Source organism: Larkinella fluvii, assembly GCF_051857545.1.
In the GTDB taxonomy this organism is placed as follows: Bacteria; Bacteroidota; Bacteroidia; order Cytophagales; family Spirosomataceae; genus Larkinella.
This window is the reverse complement of record NZ_JBPZHB010000018.1, coordinates 98391-114951: the sequence shown is the minus strand read 5'-3', so window position 1 is coordinate 114951 and position 16561 is coordinate 98391. Positions and strand designations below refer to the sequence as shown.

Sequence of the window (16561 nt, the reverse complement as noted above, 5' to 3'; positions counted from 1 at the left end):
TAGATTGTTTACGCGTTACGCACCCGTACGCCACTAATGTATTGCTACATCCGTTCGACTTGCATGTATTAGGCCTGCCGCTAGCGTTCATCCTGAGCCAGGATCAAACTCTCCATTGTAAATGATTTGTACTTATACTTTACGCAGAATCCTTACTTCTTACTTACTTGGTCAAGTTGTCAAAGAACGTGTTTTCCTCGCTTGGAAAACTGTTGCTGAACGCTTCCGTCCAGCCGTATCACTTATTTGGGACTGCAAAGATAGAGGTTTGTTTTGCTTAGCGCAAGTCCTTTTTCGAAAAAAGTTGATTTACCACAACATTCTTTTTTGAATGCAATTCTATCTCCTTATTGATCATTTTAAATGTTATTCACTCTCCAAAAAAGGATACCGGAAGTCAGTTGGTGACACCAAAGTCTCCTTAATGGTCCGGGCCGAAACCCACCGCAGCAAGTTTAATAAGGAACCGGCTTTGTCGTTTGTCCCTGACGCCCGGGCTCCGCCAAAGGGTTGCTGACCCACAACGGCTCCCGTTGGTTTGTCATTGATGTAGAAATTACCGGCCGCATTTGACAGTTTTTTCGTGACCAATTCAAGGGCATACCGGTCTTTGGCGAAAACCGCTCCCGTCAAGGCATACGGTGACGTTTGATCGACCAGTTCGATGGTTTGCTCAAAATTGTCGGGATGATAGAGATAAATGGTCAAAACCGGGCCGAATATTTCCTCACACATCGTTACATATAGCGGATTGGCCGCGACCAAAACCGTTGGTTCCACAAAAAAACCGTCGGTTTTGTCGACATTACCCCCCGCAATGATTTCGACGCTCGGATCAGCCTTCGCATCAGAAATGTATTTGCTGATCTTATCGAAAGCTTTTTCGTCAATAACCGCATTGACGAAATTCCCCAAATCTTCGACACCCCCCATTTTAATGGCCTGCAAATCGGCCACGATGTACGCCCGGATCTGTTCCCAGAGAGTTGACGGAATGTACGCCCGGGATGCCGCCGAGCATTTCTGCCCCTGGTATTCAAAGGCCCCGCGAACCAGGCCAGTCGCCACGGCTTTCGGATCGGCCGACTCGTGAACCAAGACAAAGTCTTTTCCTCCGGTTTCGCCCACAATGCGCGGATAGGATTTATACCGATGGATGTTTTCGCCAATCGTTTTCCAAATTTGCTGGAAAACACCGGTGCTACCTGTAAAGTGAATCCCCGCAAAATCCGGGTGTTTAAAAATTACTTCACCCGCTAGTGGCCCGTCGACGTAAATCAAATTAATGACGCCATCGGGCAAACCGGCTTCTTTCAGCACTTCCATGATGACTTGCGCTGAATAAATTTGCTGGTAGGCCGGTTTCCAAACCACAGTATTCCCCAACAAAGCGGGCGCGGTGGGCAGATTGCCGGCAATGGCGGTGAAGTTGAATGGCGTCAGGGCAAAAACGAAGCCTTCCAGCGGACGGTATTCCAGACGGTTCCAGACACCAGCCGACGATTTAGGTTGCTGGCTGTAGATTTCCGTTGCGTAATGGACATTAAACCGTAGAAAATCAATCAGTTCACAAGCCGAATCAATCTCGGCCTGATATGCGTTTTTCGACTGACCCAACATCGTTGCCGCATTAATTTTGTAGCGATACGGCCCAGCCAGCAGTTCAGCGGCTTTCAGAAAAATGCTGGCGCGGTGTTCCCACGACAGATTCGCCCACTCTTCTTTCGCATTCAGTGCCGCCGTAATAGCCTGTTCAACATGCGATTGATCTCCTTCGTGAAAATGCGCCAGAACCTGGTGGCGATTATGCGGAGCTACTAATTCCTTCTGAATGTCGGTCCGAACTTCGTCTGCACCGATGTACATCGGAATATCAACGGTTTTCGAAGAAGCCTCGGCGAGGGCGGCTTTTAACTTTGCGCGCTCGTCGGAACCGGGACGATACTCTTTAACCGGCTCATTTAGTGGAATCGGAACCTGAAAAAAGCTTACTGACATACGTTTGTTGATTTTTGAAGCTGCTAAACTAGATAATTGAATGTAACTGATTTAGGTTCCCAGTGGTTTATACCACAGTTTTTGTCATTTGTCGATTCAATTGTTCGCTTAACGGTTTGGGTTTTCGTAACTTGCGGCAATTTTTTAGCTCCTTACCATGAAGTTTTACAGTACGAATAATCCTTCTGTCCGGGTTTCGATGGAAGAAGCGTTGCTCCGAAGTTTGCCAGCAGACCGGGGCCTTTATATGCCGGAAACGATCCCAGCGATGGGCGCGGATTTTTTCAATTCCATTTCCGGCGGCTCACTGGCCGATATTGGCTTTCAAATCAGCTCGGCGCTTTTTAAAGACGCTATTCCAGCCGCGAAACTGGAAGAACTGGTTCACCACGCTTTTCCATTCGATACGCCCGTTGTGGCGCTCGAAGACGGAAAAACGCACGTTCTGGAGTTGTTCCACGGGCCTTCGCTGGCTTTCAAAGACGTGGGCGCCCGCTATATGGCGGCCATGATGGGCTATTATCTGGAAAAATCGAACCGGGAAGTGCATATCCTGGTCGCGACGTCCGGTGATACGGGTGGTGCCGTGGCCATGGGCTTTCTGGGTGTTCCGGGTATTAAGGTGACGATTCTGTATCCCACCGGTCGGGTCAGTGAATTGCAGGAAAAGCAATTAACGACCCTGGGACAAAACATTACGGCCATTGAAGTCGACGGTTCGTTTGACGATTGTCAGGCGCTGGTGAAAACCGCCTTTACCGATTCTGAATTGAATCAGCAGTTTAGCCTGGCGTCGGCCAATTCCATCAATATCTTCCGCCTGATTCCGCAAAGCTTTTACTACGCTCGGGCCTATGGACAAGTGAAGCATTTGGGAAAACCGGTGGTTTTCTCGACGCCCAGCGGCAATTTCGGTAATCTCAGTGCGGGGGCATTAGCCTATAAAATGGGCTTACCGGTTCAACAGTTCATTGCGTCGACGAATTTGAACTACGTGGTTCCGAAGTATTTGGAAACGGGTGTATACGAGCCAAAACCGTCCGTCGAAACCATTTCTAACGCGATGGATGTGGGAAGTCCAAGCAATTTCGTGCGCCTTACCCACTTGTTCAACGATAATTTTGAAACGTTGAAGCACGTTTTAACTGGGTACTTCTTCGATGATGAGCAGACCAAACGAGCCATGGCGGCTGTTTATCAACAATTTGGCTACGTCATGTGTCCACACACGGCGGTCGGTTACCTCGGTTTACAAAGTTATCAACAAACCAACCCGGATGTGTGTGGAATAACGCTGGCTACGGCTCATCCGGCCAAGTTCAAAGAGCTCGTTGAGTCAGTTATCCACACACCTGTGGATATCCCTGTGGCTTTGGAAGAACTGATGAACCGACAGAAACAGAGTTTCAGGATGAAGGCTGACTTTGCGGAGTTTAAAGATTTCCTTCTGCAAACCGCCTGATAATCAAAAAGACCCGCCGAGCAGCGGGTCTTTTTGATTAATTGATGGTATCTCCCCGCAAGGCCCGAAACCGCTTTCGGGCGTCGGCTCCGAAAATGCTTCCCGGATATTTCTGCAAAAGCTGGTTGTAGAGTTCCATTGCTTTCGGTTTATCCTGCTTGTTTTCCTCGTACGTTTTGGCCGTCAGAAAGAGCGCATCGTCGCCCAGGACATCTTCTCCGTAGTTGGCAGAGATTTTTTCCAGATCCTGCAAAGCTTCATCAATCTTATTCTGTTTGATCAGCGTATTGGCCCGCAGCCACAAAATGTTGTCGGCCAGACTATGGTCTTTGTATTTGGCATACAATCGGTTGAGTTCCAGCGCGGCCGAATCAACTTTGTTCTGGAACAACATTAGCTCAATGGAAGCGTATTCTTTCATGGCGGTTTCGTTGCTATCTGAATCCATGCCGGTATTGTCCATAATGAGCAAACTGAGCGCCCCGGCGTCGTTGGCAATTTCCCGGCTGGTGGCCTGTTTCAGAATGTCCAGCACATCTTTCGACAGCTCAAATTCGCCTTTGTAGTAGTGCAACCTCGCATTCCGCAGCTTGGCTTCATAGCCTAGCAGTTCTTCTTTCTGCGATTTTTCAACCTGTGAATACAGCAATGTAGCCTCCCAGGGTTCGCCTTTGAGGAGGTAAATATCGCCCATGTCCAGTTTGCACCGGTCAATAAACCCTTTCTCGTTTTTGCTGATTTCGGTGGCCAGTTGCAGAATCGTTAAAGCCGTGTCTTTTTCATCGAGGTAAAACGCGTACAGACTGGCGGTGCTGCGGAGGGCTTCCAGCGTTCGGTTGTTTTTGCCCAGTTCCTGAAACATCTTCTGGTAATCGGCAATGAGCTTCCGGATTTCAAGGTTATCCACCGGGTAGGTGTTCTTTACCTGCTCCTCCCGGGCCTTGATCACCAGCCGCCGGGCAAACGGATAGAGCTGCCCCTGGGGATATTCCTTCGCTACGTACTCAAACATGGCCGCTGCGTTCTTATAATCTTTGTTCTGGAGTGCGACCGCACCCAGGTCATAAACGCGCACACCGGTCAATTTTAAGCGTTTGTCGAGGGCGCGTTCCTGAATGAATGCTTTATAAAACTCCTTCTTCTGCGTTAGGTACCAGACGAGCATCTCGGTATAGAACATCTCGTTCGGATTTTCCTGCACTTTCTTGTACAGAACCGTCTCCAGCATCTTCTGATCGGCGTCTTTCAGGTTGTCCTGCAAAATGGCCTGCACATTGTCTCGATTGCCCGGAATGAGTCCCCAGTGCAGCAATTCGTCGATCATGTTTTCCTTTTGCCCGACCGCGCCATACAGGCGCGCCAGTTCGCCGGCATAGGCCAGCGGTTCCCGACTTTGTTCACGCCCCTTTTTCAGTACTTTGATGGCCCAGTTCTGTTTTTGTTGCTCGGCAAAATCCTGAGCCAGTTCCGGCAAGCCGTTAATTGCGTTTCCTGCAACGGCAATAGCTTTGTTAAAGTAAACGTCTGCTTTAGCCGAATCGCTCCGGCTCTCTTCAAGAATGCCGGCCTGTAGAAACACATACGGATTTTTGTCGTCCGACTTCACCAGCTTCCTGAACATCTTTTCCGCTTCCGGTATTTTATTCAACTTGACCGAGCTTTCTACATAGCGGCTGATGATTTGCTTGCTGGCTCCGGGCTTCATCAATTTCTGGTAGATCGTATGCGCTTTTTCAAATTCGCCTTTTTTGAAATATTCATCCGCCAGGTCTGCTCCTTCCTGAGCAAATCCATTCAATGAGCCCACCAACAGTAGCATCATCAGGAGTCCTACTATCTTCTTCATTTTCTTTTTTTATTAATTAAAGAATAAAAGGATTTAAAGGATTGTTGCCTGTGGATATGTGGACAACTTCTTTATGCACATTTCTTCTGGAATCTTGTGGATAACAAAAATGACTTATCCACAACGTTAACGCACTTATCCACACACAAATAACTGATTTTCAATACGTTTATTATTTATCAACATTCTCGCACTGGAACAAACCGCCCTTTTAGACACATTTCCACAAGGTACAGTATAAACATTTCCACATGTTGATGAAGGTAAGAATAAGTTGTGGAAAATAGCAGAGTTATACACTATACACACTTTACTTTTTTCTTATCCACAGCCTGAGTCTGGTTGTCCACAGCAATTTTTGTACCCCGTCACATTTTATCCACACCCTTTATCCACTTTTCCACCTACTTTTCCACCGATAACTTGTGTTTTTTTAATTTCACATTGACCTTTCAAAAGGCGTCTACATCCGCATTAACGTCGAAGTTCTGCTTGATGGGTATGATGCCTTTATTATTGGTGAAGAAAAAGATGGGTTCAGGAAAGCGGTTTTCGGTCACATTCCCACTGTCCCACCGGCCGTTTCCGTTTTCATCGATGATGACCCGAAGCCGGTAGCGACCCGGTTTTATGTTAACGAATCGATAAGTAGGGTTGTTTAGCTGCTTCTCAACCAGCTTGAAATTCTCATCCAGTAGTTCCACAATAAACTGCTTTGAAGTAGTATTTACGCGGCCCGTCAGGACGCCATATTTCTCGGGATCACGGATGGTATAGTTTAATTCCGTTCGTGCCGTCGAGTCATTGAGGGCACTGATAAATGCGCCCCGTCCCAATCGGAGGATAAGGTTGTTCCGGGCGGTGGTCGACTTGGTCAGCACAAAACGGGTTTGATTATCTTCCCATCGGTAGTCCTGCTGGGTCAGTGAAATGCGGTTTGTACTGTCACTAAAGAGCATCAAAGAATCTGGTGTAATTTGTTTCATCGGTTTTGAAAACTCAAGCACGACTTCCAGATTCCGATCACTATCTCCGTTGTCGGCCGGCTTGGCCGTGATCGTTACCGGCTCCGGCGTTTCACGGCGCGTGGAGGTCCGGAACTTGAATTTCTGGGTCAACTCCGTCGTGTTTTTTAGCGAGTCCGTTACTGAAATCTTCACCCGAATTGTATCCGATGTTGCCTTCGCATTGAAGAAGGTCAGCTCCGTTGGTGTTCTGAAATACGATGGAATGCTGTCCTCCGGATTGTTAAAACGGATGGAATACTTTTCAATTCCCCGGTCAAATACATAGGTATACGTGTTGACCATTTGCTGCGTTCGGACCGATCGCGGTGGGGTGTTGTAAAAAGAAAATAACTGCAAATTCAGGGTGTCGTTATTCGCCGTCAGGTCAAGGTCACCTTTCAGAAAAGCTACTTTTTCCGTATTTGGATTCAGGATAAAATTCAGGTTTTTGTCGTCGAACGCGAATAGTTTATAGCGACCGTCTTTCACGTTTTCCAATAAAAACACCCCGGATGTATCGGTGCGCGTGAAGTAATATGGTTTGCTTTTGGTGGGTGTCAGCGTATCATTCGGAATGTAGAGTCCCACCAATGTATTCAAGGTGGGCTGGCCCGTCTGGATGTCAGTCACCTTCCCTCCTACCCTGAGCGAGTCGATGGTGCTGCCCGTACTGAATACCAATTTAAGACTCAGAGCCGGGTTGTTTTCGGTCACGTCTTTTACGGCATCCGTGAAATTGAAGGTGTACGTCGTACTATCCTTGAACGGTTTGTCGAACGAAAGCCGCAGACTGGTCGGCTTGATTTTGACTTTGAAAGGTGCTTCCGGCTCCGGCGTGATCAGTATTTTCTGGTTGGCATTCTCCACCCGGATGTATTCGTTAAAGAAAACCTCGACGGTTTTTCCTTTGAAATTCTTCTGTTTATTGATGGGTGTGCTGACCACCAGAACGGGCGCGAGGGTGTCTTTTTTACCCCCAATCGGCGCGGCATATTGGGAACAGGAGTTCAGAAAAACGACGATAATGGCGAATAGAGCGAGTGCTTGTTTCATTTTTTGCAATAAAAAACCCTGAACAGTTTCCTGATCAGGGTATGAAAAATGATTGATTATTGGGCCTGAGCGACGTAAATCAAGCTTGAATAATTTCCTCCATCCTGATAAGCTGCCCAATTAGAACGAATTCCATTCCAAAAACTTTCAAGATAAGCTGGCTTTCCGTCCCGGTTTTTCGTACTGAGCATATTTACATAGAACGCATCAAACACCATGGGCCGCTGTTCTTTCAGTTCAAAACCGTATCGTTTCAGCAACGTTTTCATGGTGTCGGGTGAAAAGTGGTACAGATGCCGGGGTACATCATAAGCCGCCCAGAACTGTTTGTAATGCCGGGCATCCCACGAATGATAGTTTGGAACGGCAATCACCAGATGCCCTTTCGGGCGACTGTGGCTGCGTATCCATTCCAGAGTTTCCTGCAATTCATGAACGTGTTCCAACACGTGCCACATCGTAATCACATCAAATGGCTCCTTGCTATCAAGGTTAAAAATGGATTTCCCAAGCTCCGTTTTAGTCCGTTCCACGGCTTGCCGTCGCGTATTGACATCCGGCTCGGTGCCCCTGATTTTCCAGCCCGCTTCCTGACTGGCTGCGAGAAAATAGCCGGAGCCGCAGCCGATGTCCAGCAACTGACCTTTTCGTGGAGACAGCCCCGTAATCAGTTTTACCTTCTGCTGAACGGTTATTGTCCGAACGGTATGATAGAGTTGGCTGATGATTCCTTTCCGGGTATCACTGTGCGAAATGTATTCTTCCGATTGGTAATACTGCCCAATTTCTGCTTCTACCGGCCGTGGATTTGTTGCTTTAAAACCGCATTTTTCACAACGCTGGATAGCAAATTCGTTCTTCGAAACCAGGAAATCCGTACAAGTCATCCAGTTGGAAAAGGACTGATTTCCACAAACCGGGCATTCTATAAGGTGCTCAACCGTCATGTTTACCGGCCTAAATAAATCATCAAAATGGAAATATCAGATGCACTGACACCGCTGATGCGCGATGCCTGGCCAATGGTTTGGGGACGGATCCGCTTCAGCTTTTCCCGGCCTTCGAACGACAAAGCGGACAGCCGGTCGAAGTCAAAATCCGGACGAATAATCAGGCTTTCCAGCTTTTCCGTGCGTTCCACCAGCATCCGCTCCTTCTCGATATAGCTTTCATATTTCACCAGAATCACGGCTTCCTCTACGGTTTCTTCATTGAACGCGTTGAGGTAATCGGCAACATTGTCGCCCAGCATGGTAAGCTCTTTGCGGTTAATTTCCGGTCGTCTCAACAGCGCGTAAGGCGATGTTTTTTCCCGAATCTGCGCACTTCCCAGCGAATCCAGAAGCGTGTTGATGGTTTCCGGTTGCACGCGCATCTGCTTCATCTCATCCAGAATGGCCGTTACGTTGGCCTGTTTGGTTTGCATAAGGTCGAACCGTTCCTGCGAAGCGAGGCCAATTTTATATCCTTTTTCGGTTAATCGTAGGTCGGCATTGTCCTGCCGGAGAATGGTTCGGTACTCGGCGCGGGATGTAAACATGCGATACGGTTCTTCGGTCCCTTTCGTAATCAGGTCATCGATCAGCACGCCAATGTAGGCTTCGGAACGTTTCAGCGTAAATTCACCGAGTTCTTTTGCGGTATTGTGGGCGTTGATGCCGGCCATCAAACCTTGGCAGGCGGCTTCTTCGTAACCGGTTGTTCCATTGATTTGACCAGCAAAAAACAGCCCGTCGACCAACTGGGTTTCCAGCGTTTGCTTCAATTGGGTCGGTGGAAAGTAGTCATATTCGACCGCGTAGCCGGGGCGAAACATTTTGGCATTCTCGAAACCCGGTATTTTTCGCAATGCTTTTATCTGTACATCCTCCGGCAAGGAAGTCGAAAAACCGTTGACGTATACCTCGACAGTGTCCCATCCTTCCGGTTCTACGAAAATCTGGTGGCGATCTTTGTCGGCAAACCGGTTGATTTTGTCTTCCACGGAGGGGCAATACCGGGGGCCTAAACCCTTAATCCGGCCTGTAAACATGGGTGAACGCTCAAAACCGGTCTTCAAAATCTCATGAACTTCCGGGTTGGTATATGTGATCCAGCAGTGCCGTTGTTTGGTTAAAGCCGGTGTATTCAGGTATGAAAACTTGCCCGGATTTTCGTCGCCGGGTTGTTCTTCCATCAATGTATAATTCAAACTGCGACCATCGACCCGTGGTGGCGTCCCGGTTTTCATCCGTCCTGCTTCAAATCCGAGTTGTACGAGTTGTTCCGTTAAACCGGTGGCCGATCGCTCGGCAGTCCGTCCGCCCCCGAATGTTTTCTCTCCAATGTAGATTTTTCCGTTCAGGAAGGTTCCGTTTGTAAGTACAACGGAATCTGCCAGAATTTCCATTCCCATACTGGTTTTCACACCGGCAACCCGTTTGTCTCTCACGATGATTTCTGTCACCATATCCTGCCAAAAATCCAGATTGGGTGTTTCTTCCATGGTTTTACGCCATTCGGCGGCAAACATCATGCGGTCACTCTGACAACGTGGGCTCCACATGGCGGGGCCTTTGGAGCGATTGAGCATTCGGAATTGAATCATCGATTTATCGCTGATGATTCCCGATTGCCCCCCTAATGCATCGATTTCCCGAACGATTTGCCCTTTTGCCACACCACCCATTGCCGGATTGCATGACATTTGAGCAATCGTTTGCATGTTCATTGTAATCAGTAAAACAGACGAACCCATTGTTGCGGCTGCTGTGGCAGCTTCACAACCGGCATGCCCCGCTCCTACTACAATAACATCATACTTATTGAACATTGATCTGAGTTTTTACAATTTTGAAAAAATGTTCCACGTGGAAACATTTCACAGCACGACAAAAAGAAACACAAAAATAGAAATAAAACAAGCGTGAAGAGAAGGATCGTTGAAATCAACGTACGTCGGGTTAAAAAGATTCAAAAGAAAAAAGGGGCCGAGGCCCCTTAACTTACTTTAACTTTTTAAGATACGAATCCACTTCGCGTTTATAGAAAGGTGAAAAATCAGGGGGAACCGAGCGTAACAATTCAACCTGTTTTTGCTTGTCCTTCACCAGTTGTTCGTATTGTGGTGGTGGTTTCCGCATAACCGGTTTAGCCGATTCTGCTTTCCGTTGCAGATCTTCCTCCTGCTCTTTAATCGCTTTTTCAGATTCCAGCAAGCGGATTAACATCTCCTGTTGCCGTTTAATGGTGTTCTGAGTGACACGTTTGTTGACCAGATCGGTTTCCGTCTCGTCCATTTTATTCATGATGTCATTCATTTCACCTCCCAACTTCTTACCCATTTCAGTGCCTTTCTGAGCGTCCTGAAGCTCTTTCAGCATTTTCCGCATCATGGCCTGTTCGGCAGCCAGACGTGAAAGCTCTTCCGACATGCCGCGTCCGCCTTTTCCGCCCTGCCCCTGCCCTTCTTTCATGAGTTTTTGCATCCGATCATTCAATTGCTTTTGCATTTCACCCATCGACATGCTTTTGCCTTTGCCTTTTTTCTTGCCTTTCCCAGAACCGGAGGCCGACATTTGGCTCATCTGCTCCTGCATTTGCTTGAAAACATCGCTAAGCATTAAGGCCAGGTTGTTGATGGAAGTCATCGCAAACTGCTGCTTAGATGTAGCAACATTTAATCGACGTTCGCGAATGTATTTAACACTTTCATCCATGTATCCTTTCATGCTGTTTAATTCCCGGGTCACGAAAGACTGAATTTGCAGAACCCGGTTGGCCAGTGCATACAGGCTGTCTTCAATGATTTTGGCGTCATCCTGGAGCTTTAATTGATCCTGGGCGAGTTTTACGAAGCGAGGATCCTGCAACGAAACCGCCTTGAAATCCTTCATGACGCGCTCCTGATCAAATGACAATTGAATCAAATTTTCAAGAATGTCGCGCAAATCGTCCATGTTTTCCTGCGACTCTTCCATCTCCGCCGACTGCTGTTGTTGCTCCAATTGCTGGCTCAACTCCTTCATTTGCTTGGCAGCTTTTTTCTGCGATTTTGACGCTTTATCGTTTTGTTTCTGATCGAGTTGTTTCTGACTCTCTTTTTGCTCGTTGCTAATGTCCTGCTGAAGATCCTCACGCGTGTCTTTTTCCTGAGGATTTTTCATTTCCTCCGCCATTTTTTCAATCTCTTTCAGATCTTCGCGGGTCTTTTCAAACTCCTTATTGAGTTCCTCCTGCTTTTTGCTCAACTCCGCATTCTCGTCCTTTTTGGCGTTATCCTCTTTCTTAGAATCACCATTCTGATCCTTCTTATCGCCGTTTTCATCCTTCTTCGACTGGGCTTTCTCGTCCTTCTTCGAATTTGCATCGTCTTTTTTCGACTGAGCTTTGTCTTCTTTTTCTTTCTGAGCTTCCTGTTTCTCTGTTTCGTTCGCTAGTTTTTCCTGTTTTTCAGCCTGCTTCTCCAGATCCTTGATGGCATTCTCCATCTTCTGTTCCATCTGAAGCTGCTTGAAAAGCTCCAGAGCGCGCTCTAATTCCTTCTCCAGATTCTTCTCTTTATTCTTCAGCCGGTCGAGCATGTCGATCATTTTGTCGTCCTGCTTCTGCTCCAGCATCTTCTTCAGCTCTTCATACAGCTTCTGCGTTTCCGGGTCCATCAACTCGTTCATAAGCTTCTGGAGTTGCTCAAATTTCTGGAGCATTTCCGGATTCTGGTTGTTAAACCGTTCCTGGCGCTCGTTGTTGGTCTTGTTCTGTTCCTGCAGTTCTTTCAATTCCTGCATCAGTTCTTCCCGCTTTTTCAACAAATCTTCGGCCTGTTTTTTATCCTGAAAATCCAGGTTCTTCTTCGTTTGCAGGCGGTTTTCCAGTGCATTCAGATCCTTTTTGAGTTGCTGTGCTTTCGTCAGCGTTTTGCTGATCTGATTTTCAGTTTTCTGGGCAGACTGCTCGGCGGCTTCTGCCAGCTTGGCCTGATCGGGAACGGCAAACTGAGCGAAGCTGGAACGGGCGCTTTTGTAGCCATTGACCACGTCGTTATCCCAAACCTGAACGAAATATTCAAGCCGGTCGCCGGGCTGCATTTTCAGGCTATCAAGTCCCCACTGGTAATAAAAGTTTTGGGTAGCCGCCGATCGGTTGAACGGAACCGCGCGGGTTAAGAATTTATCCGGTGAATTTTGACCGGCCCGGATCACTTTGTACATCACCTTCAGGTTGGAAAAACCGTAGTCGTCGGTGATGGTCCCGCCCAGCATGACGTAGTTATAGAAGGTCGTATCCTTGAAATTTTCCAGCGAAACTTGCGGAAATTTGTCATTGACGACGTTCAAAGTATACTGAATATTGTCCCGGCTGGCGGCTACTTTGTTCTTGAGGGAAATAGAATACGTCGAAGATTTCTTTACCACACGTGAAAATTCGAACTCGTCTGACGACTGTTTGTCGGCCACCAAACCGCGTGGCTCGTTGCCAAACCGCACCAGAACCGAGTCGGTATTGGCGGCAGAAAACCGCCAGGTCACCTGCGTCCCTTCGGGAACGAGCAGATTGCCAACGTTCGAAAGTTGCTCTGACGGTTTGTTGAGATAGGACGGATACACCAGACTGACGTCGAAAGCCAGCAAACCCGGACGATCCAGAACGACCAATTCGTAGCCCGGCGAATTGAATCCGACGGCTTCAAAACGGAACGGAATATCGCGTTGAACATTATCAAATGTATACGTAAAAAGCCCTTTTCCGTCGTTGGTCAGCTTGAAGCGCGTGTTATTTGAAACCAGGTAGACGTCCTGAGGCAGACTGTTTCCCTGGAGCTGTAACTCCAGCGTATAGTCTTCATTCCGAAACGCTTTGAGATTTTTGTTGCGCAATTGAAACTGAAACGGTGCTTCTTCCGCAAACTCCTGATCATAGCTGATAATGCGCTTCGACGTACTGGTCAGAAAAGCCGGATACAACAGCAGCAAACCGCCGATGATAAAAGCCGGAATAATGGCAAACTTGATAAAACGACGGTTTTGATTGATTTGAATCGCGTCGGCAAACCGAACGATCAGCAGTTGTTTCGACCGCTGGTTGATGCTGGCTTCGAGCAAATCGCTTTGCTGCCGCGTCAACGCCCGAAGTTGGAGGGTGTTCAGGAGCTTGTCCCCCACTTCCGGAAAAAACCGGCCGATCTGTTGGGCGGCTTCTTCGTTAGTCAGCGATTTTCCGATGCCATACAGATGCACCAGCGGATTGATGATCCAGTAATACAAAGCCAGCAGCAGAACCGTCAATGAACCAAAAAACAGCACACCTCGAACCGGCGAGCTAAACCGACCGAAAAACTCAGCCGTGTTCATCAGCAGATAGATCGATAGCGTAAAGGCAATGAAAAATATGGCCCCTTTGGCAATCTGGTTGATATAAAATTTCTTTCGGTATTCTTCAATACGCAGCAGCAGCGTTTGAATGGATTCTTGCATCTGCATCGGTCTAGTCTTAAAGGGTTGGCACTGCTCCGGTCATCACAACTCAATGATCCTAAAATGAAGATAATCAATTGAACCTTAACTTCCTTCTGATAACGAAAAAGATCGTTGTACAATTTTATCCCGTGGCACGACTCACTGGTTTTCGGGCAAATCGAGGTAATCGTTAAAGTAGGTAATGACGTGAAGTTTTAAAAAATTCTCCTGAGTCAGCAAGTCGACATATGGGACTTTCTGAACCAGTTTCCAATGGGGCCAGCCGTCCTGATCGGTTCCTGCCAGTTCGTAATACCCCGAAAAACTCAGGACTTTGCAGATGGCGATGTGCATCAAATCCTGTTTCTGTTCTTTTGTGAAAATCTGCGTTCCCCGGCCCAGTTCCTGCACACCAATCAGAAACAGCACGCTGTTTAAATCCGCCGGCCGTTTGCCAATGGCTTTCTCCAGATAGTCCAGCACCTGCTCCCACTCTTGTTCAATTTCCTGTGTAATCATCCTTCGTAAAAATTTATGGAGTTTGTTCACTCATTTTTATGACTTTTTCCACCCGCCTTCGTCACATAGGAAGAGAACAAAAGAGGAATGGATTCTGCACGTCGTTGCATCAAAATAATTTCAACAAACCAAGTTCGTGAAAATCATTGGAAAATTGGTTGCGGGCGGTTTTCGGGATCTGCTCAATCTGCTTTACCCGAATCCCTGTTTGCTGTGCCGCAACACGTTGCAAAGCCAGGAACAACTGATCTGCACGACCTGCCGTCTCGAGTTTCCCGAAACCGGTCAGCACCGAGGTGAAGCACTGGTGTCAGGCCAACTCCGGTTTGCCGGAAAAGTGCCGGTGGACTTTGTATATGCGTATCTCTATTTTAACAAGAAAGGGAAAACGCAGCGACTGATTCACGCCCTGAAATACCGTAATACAAAAGAGATAGGGAGTGTACTCGGGCGTTGGTATGGCTATCAGTTAAAAACCGACATTCAATTAAACGATCAGATCGATCTCATTGTGGGCGTACCGTTGCACCCGGCCAAACTTCGGCAACGCGGTTATAACCAGAGCGACTGGTTTGCCCAGGGTTTGTCGGAAACGCTGGAGATACCGTGGAGTGACCGGGCGCTGGTACGGAATCTGTACACCATTAGCCAAACCGGAAAAGACCGAATTGAACGCTGGCAGAACGTCAACAACGTCTTCGGGATTGGAGATGCGGATTTAGTGGCAAATAAGCGGATTTTGCTGGTCGATGATGTCCTGACTACCGGAGCTACTTTGGAGGCCTGTACGGCGACTTTATTGGCCGCAAACAGCCAATCGGTCGGGATTGTAACAATAGCGGCCACCCGATAGTCGGATGGCCGCTGTAAGGGTCCAGGAAGTTATATCTTATTTGTTCCGTCCTCCGGCGATCATAGCACAACGGAAACCGATGGTGGCCGTTGCCGAATCCTGCGCCATGAACCGACGGGTACCCGGTGACAACCAGTAGGCTACATCGGACCACGAACCACCTTTGTAAACCCGTAATTTATCGTTGATAATTGAGTTGCCGTTTTTCGTATCGTAGTTTTTCTCATCATCCTGATACCCATCCCGACGCAGCGGGTTGAGGTCGTTCATGTCCTGATACGACAGCGGACGATAGACGTCATATACCCACTCATTCACGTTTCCGGCCATATTATACAAACCGAAGTCATTGGGAGGATAAGTATAGATTTCAGCCGTGATGATAGCCGCATCGTTCGATTTTCCGGCAATACCGGCGTAGTCACCGCGACCACGTTTGAAGTTGGCCAGCATCTGGCCTTGTTTGCGGCCTTTCTTGGCGTTCCGGACGGATGAGCCATCCCACGGATAAATCCGCTGATTGGACTGGTTTTCATCAATATACTGCGTACCGATCATGGCTTTGGCGGCATATTCCCATTCCGCTTCGGAAGGCAGTCGGTAATTTGGCAACACATTGCCACTTTCCATCGAAGCCGTCGTTTGCGAATTTTTGGCTACTGCTACCGGTTGTTCGCCCTCAGCAACGGCCGGAGCCGCTTCTTCTTTCTTCTTGCGCTTCAGCGAGAATCCTTTTTTCTTGCTGCTGGCGGCACCTTTCTGGGCCAGGTTGGCGTTGACGGCATCCGTCCGCCAGGTCGAATAATCCACGGCCTGTTCCCACGAAACCCCAACGACCGGATAATAGCGGAAACCCGGGAAACGCAGGTACTGCGTTACGTAGGGATCGTTATAAGACAGCGGGTTTTTCCACACGTTCGTATCGGGCAGCGCGCGGCTGTAAATTTCTTCCGACGAATCACGTTGAATCGCGTCGAGGTATTCCAGGTAGTGAATGTTGGCGATTTCGGTTTCGTCCATGTAGAACGACTGAATACTGACGGTCCGCTCGCGGTTGTCACGCGAATTCATGACATCTTCTTCCAGCGCACCCATCGTGAAACGTCCTCCTTCGATGAAGACGAGGTTCGGGCCGGCCGATTGTCCTCTGTACTTAGCTACCTGAAATCCGTTTTCCTTGTTGTAGTTAATACCGGTGGCCGTACTTTCCTTCCCCGGCTTCACGCTGGTCGGGTGCTTGGACTTACACGCGCCTAACACTGCGGCAAAAGCCAGCAGATAGACCATCGAGCGTAACGGTTGTTTTCGATTCATTGTGATTAGGTAACTAATAGAAGTTCAAAATTACAGTTTGTCAGGGAAACTTTCACGATTACGAACAGCCGAATC

10 protein-coding genes and 1 rRNA gene are annotated in these 16561 nt (G+C 48.0%); 2 read left to right on the top strand and 9 right to left on the bottom strand.

Annotation, left to right across the window (positions count from 1 at the left end):
* Together ACS5NO_RS31740 and pruA are read right to left on the bottom strand one after the other, a co-directional pair.
* Window positions 1–119 (bottom strand): 16S ribosomal RNA (locus ACS5NO_RS31740); the annotation flags it as partial.
* Window positions 120–366: 247 nt separating this feature from the next.
* A complete protein-coding gene (gene pruA, locus ACS5NO_RS31735; protein WP_439418822.1) occupies window positions 367–1998 on the bottom strand; it encodes an L-glutamate gamma-semialdehyde dehydrogenase in 1632 nt (543 codons plus the stop codon).
* 157 nt (window positions 1999–2155) lie between these two features.
* Here pruA and thrC point away from each other — a divergent pair, with 157 nt between their 5' ends.
* Window positions 2156–3460, top strand: a complete 1305-nt coding sequence (gene thrC / locus ACS5NO_RS31730) for a threonine synthase (protein WP_439418821.1) — start codon at window positions 2156–2158, stop codon at window positions 3458–3460.
* Window positions 3461–3497: 37 nt separating this feature from the next.
* On the opposite strand, the gene ACS5NO_RS31725 is transcribed toward thrC, so the two are convergent.
* The 6 genes from ACS5NO_RS31725 to ACS5NO_RS31700 form a co-directional block, all read right to left on the bottom strand.
* Window positions 3498–5306 carry a tetratricopeptide repeat protein gene (locus ACS5NO_RS31725; RefSeq protein ID WP_439418820.1) on the bottom strand — a complete coding sequence of 603 codons (1809 nt, stop codon included), beginning with the start codon at window positions 5304–5306 and terminating at the stop codon, window positions 3498–3500.
* A 452-nt stretch (window positions 5307–5758) separates the two neighbouring features.
* Entirely contained in the window at window positions 5759–7366 is a 1608-nt protein-coding gene (locus tag ACS5NO_RS31720; protein ID WP_439418819.1) for an Ig-like domain-containing domain, read from the bottom strand.
* A gap of 56 nt (window positions 7367–7422) precedes the next feature.
* Window positions 7423–8253 (bottom strand): class I SAM-dependent methyltransferase, encoded by an 831-nt coding sequence (locus ACS5NO_RS31715; protein ID WP_439418818.1) that lies wholly within the window; start codon window positions 8251–8253, stop codon window positions 7423–7425.
* Between the two features lie 62 nt (window positions 8254–8315).
* Window positions 8316–10178: a tRNA uridine-5-carboxymethylaminomethyl(34) synthesis enzyme MnmG gene (mnmG, locus tag ACS5NO_RS31710; RefSeq protein ID WP_439418817.1), complete on the bottom strand. Its 1863-nt coding sequence runs from the start codon at window positions 10176–10178 to the stop codon at window positions 8316–8318.
* Window positions 10179–10350: 172 nt separating this feature from the next.
* Window positions 10351–13824, bottom strand: a complete 3474-nt coding sequence (locus tag ACS5NO_RS31705; RefSeq protein ID WP_439418816.1) for a DUF4175 family protein — start codon at window positions 13822–13824, stop codon at window positions 10351–10353.
* Window positions 13825–13959: 135 nt separating this feature from the next.
* The gene (locus ACS5NO_RS31700) at window positions 13960–14319 is read right to left on the bottom strand and encodes a hypothetical protein (RefSeq protein WP_439418815.1); all 360 of its coding nucleotides are present in this window, start codon (window positions 14317–14319) and stop codon (window positions 13960–13962) included.
* Window positions 14320–14455: 136 nt separating this feature from the next.
* On the opposite strand from ACS5NO_RS31700, the gene ACS5NO_RS31695 reads away from it, so the two are divergent.
* A complete protein-coding gene (locus ACS5NO_RS31695; RefSeq protein ID WP_439418814.1) occupies window positions 14456–15172 on the top strand; it encodes a ComF family protein in 717 nt (238 codons plus the stop codon).
* A 36-nt stretch (window positions 15173–15208) separates the two neighbouring features.
* Here the strand turns inward: ACS5NO_RS31695 and ACS5NO_RS31690 are convergent, their stop codons facing one another.
* Window positions 15209–16486, bottom strand: coding sequence for an SUMF1/EgtB/PvdO family nonheme iron enzyme (locus ACS5NO_RS31690; protein ID WP_439418813.1), 1278 nt, complete (start codon window positions 16484–16486; stop codon window positions 15209–15211).
* Window positions 16487–16561: the final 75 nt, after the last annotated feature.

Excerpts from the sequence above, each read along its gene's own strand:
- mnmG (WP_439418817.1), bottom strand. The coding sequence starts at position 10,178 with ATGTTCAATAAGTATGATGTTATTGTAGTAGGAGCGGGGCATGCCGGT.
- thrC (WP_439418821.1), top strand. The coding sequence starts at position 2,156 with ATGAAGTTTTACAGTACGAATAATCCTTCTGTCCGGGTTTCGATGGAA.
- ACS5NO_RS31725 (WP_439418820.1), bottom strand. The coding sequence starts at position 5,306 with ATGAAGAAGATAGTAGGACTCCTGATGATGCTACTGTTGGTGGGCTCA.
- ACS5NO_RS31700 (WP_439418815.1), bottom strand. The coding sequence starts at position 14,319 with ATGATTACACAGGAAATTGAACAAGAGTGGGAGCAGGTGCTGGACTAT.
- ACS5NO_RS31720 (WP_439418819.1), bottom strand. The coding sequence starts at position 7,366 with ATGAAACAAGCACTCGCTCTATTCGCCATTATCGTCGTTTTTCTGAAC.
- pruA (WP_439418822.1), bottom strand. The coding sequence starts at position 1,998 with ATGTCAGTAAGCTTTTTTCAGGTTCCGATTCCACTAAATGAGCCGGTT.
- ACS5NO_RS31705 (WP_439418816.1), bottom strand. The coding sequence starts at position 13,824 with ATGCAGATGCAAGAATCCATTCAAACGCTGCTGCTGCGTATTGAAGAA.
- ACS5NO_RS31690 (WP_439418813.1), bottom strand. The coding sequence starts at position 16,486 with ATGAATCGAAAACAACCGTTACGCTCGATGGTCTATCTGCTGGCTTTT.
- ACS5NO_RS31715 (WP_439418818.1), bottom strand. The coding sequence starts at position 8,253 with ATGACTTGTACGGATTTCCTGGTTTCGAAGAACGAATTTGCTATCCAG.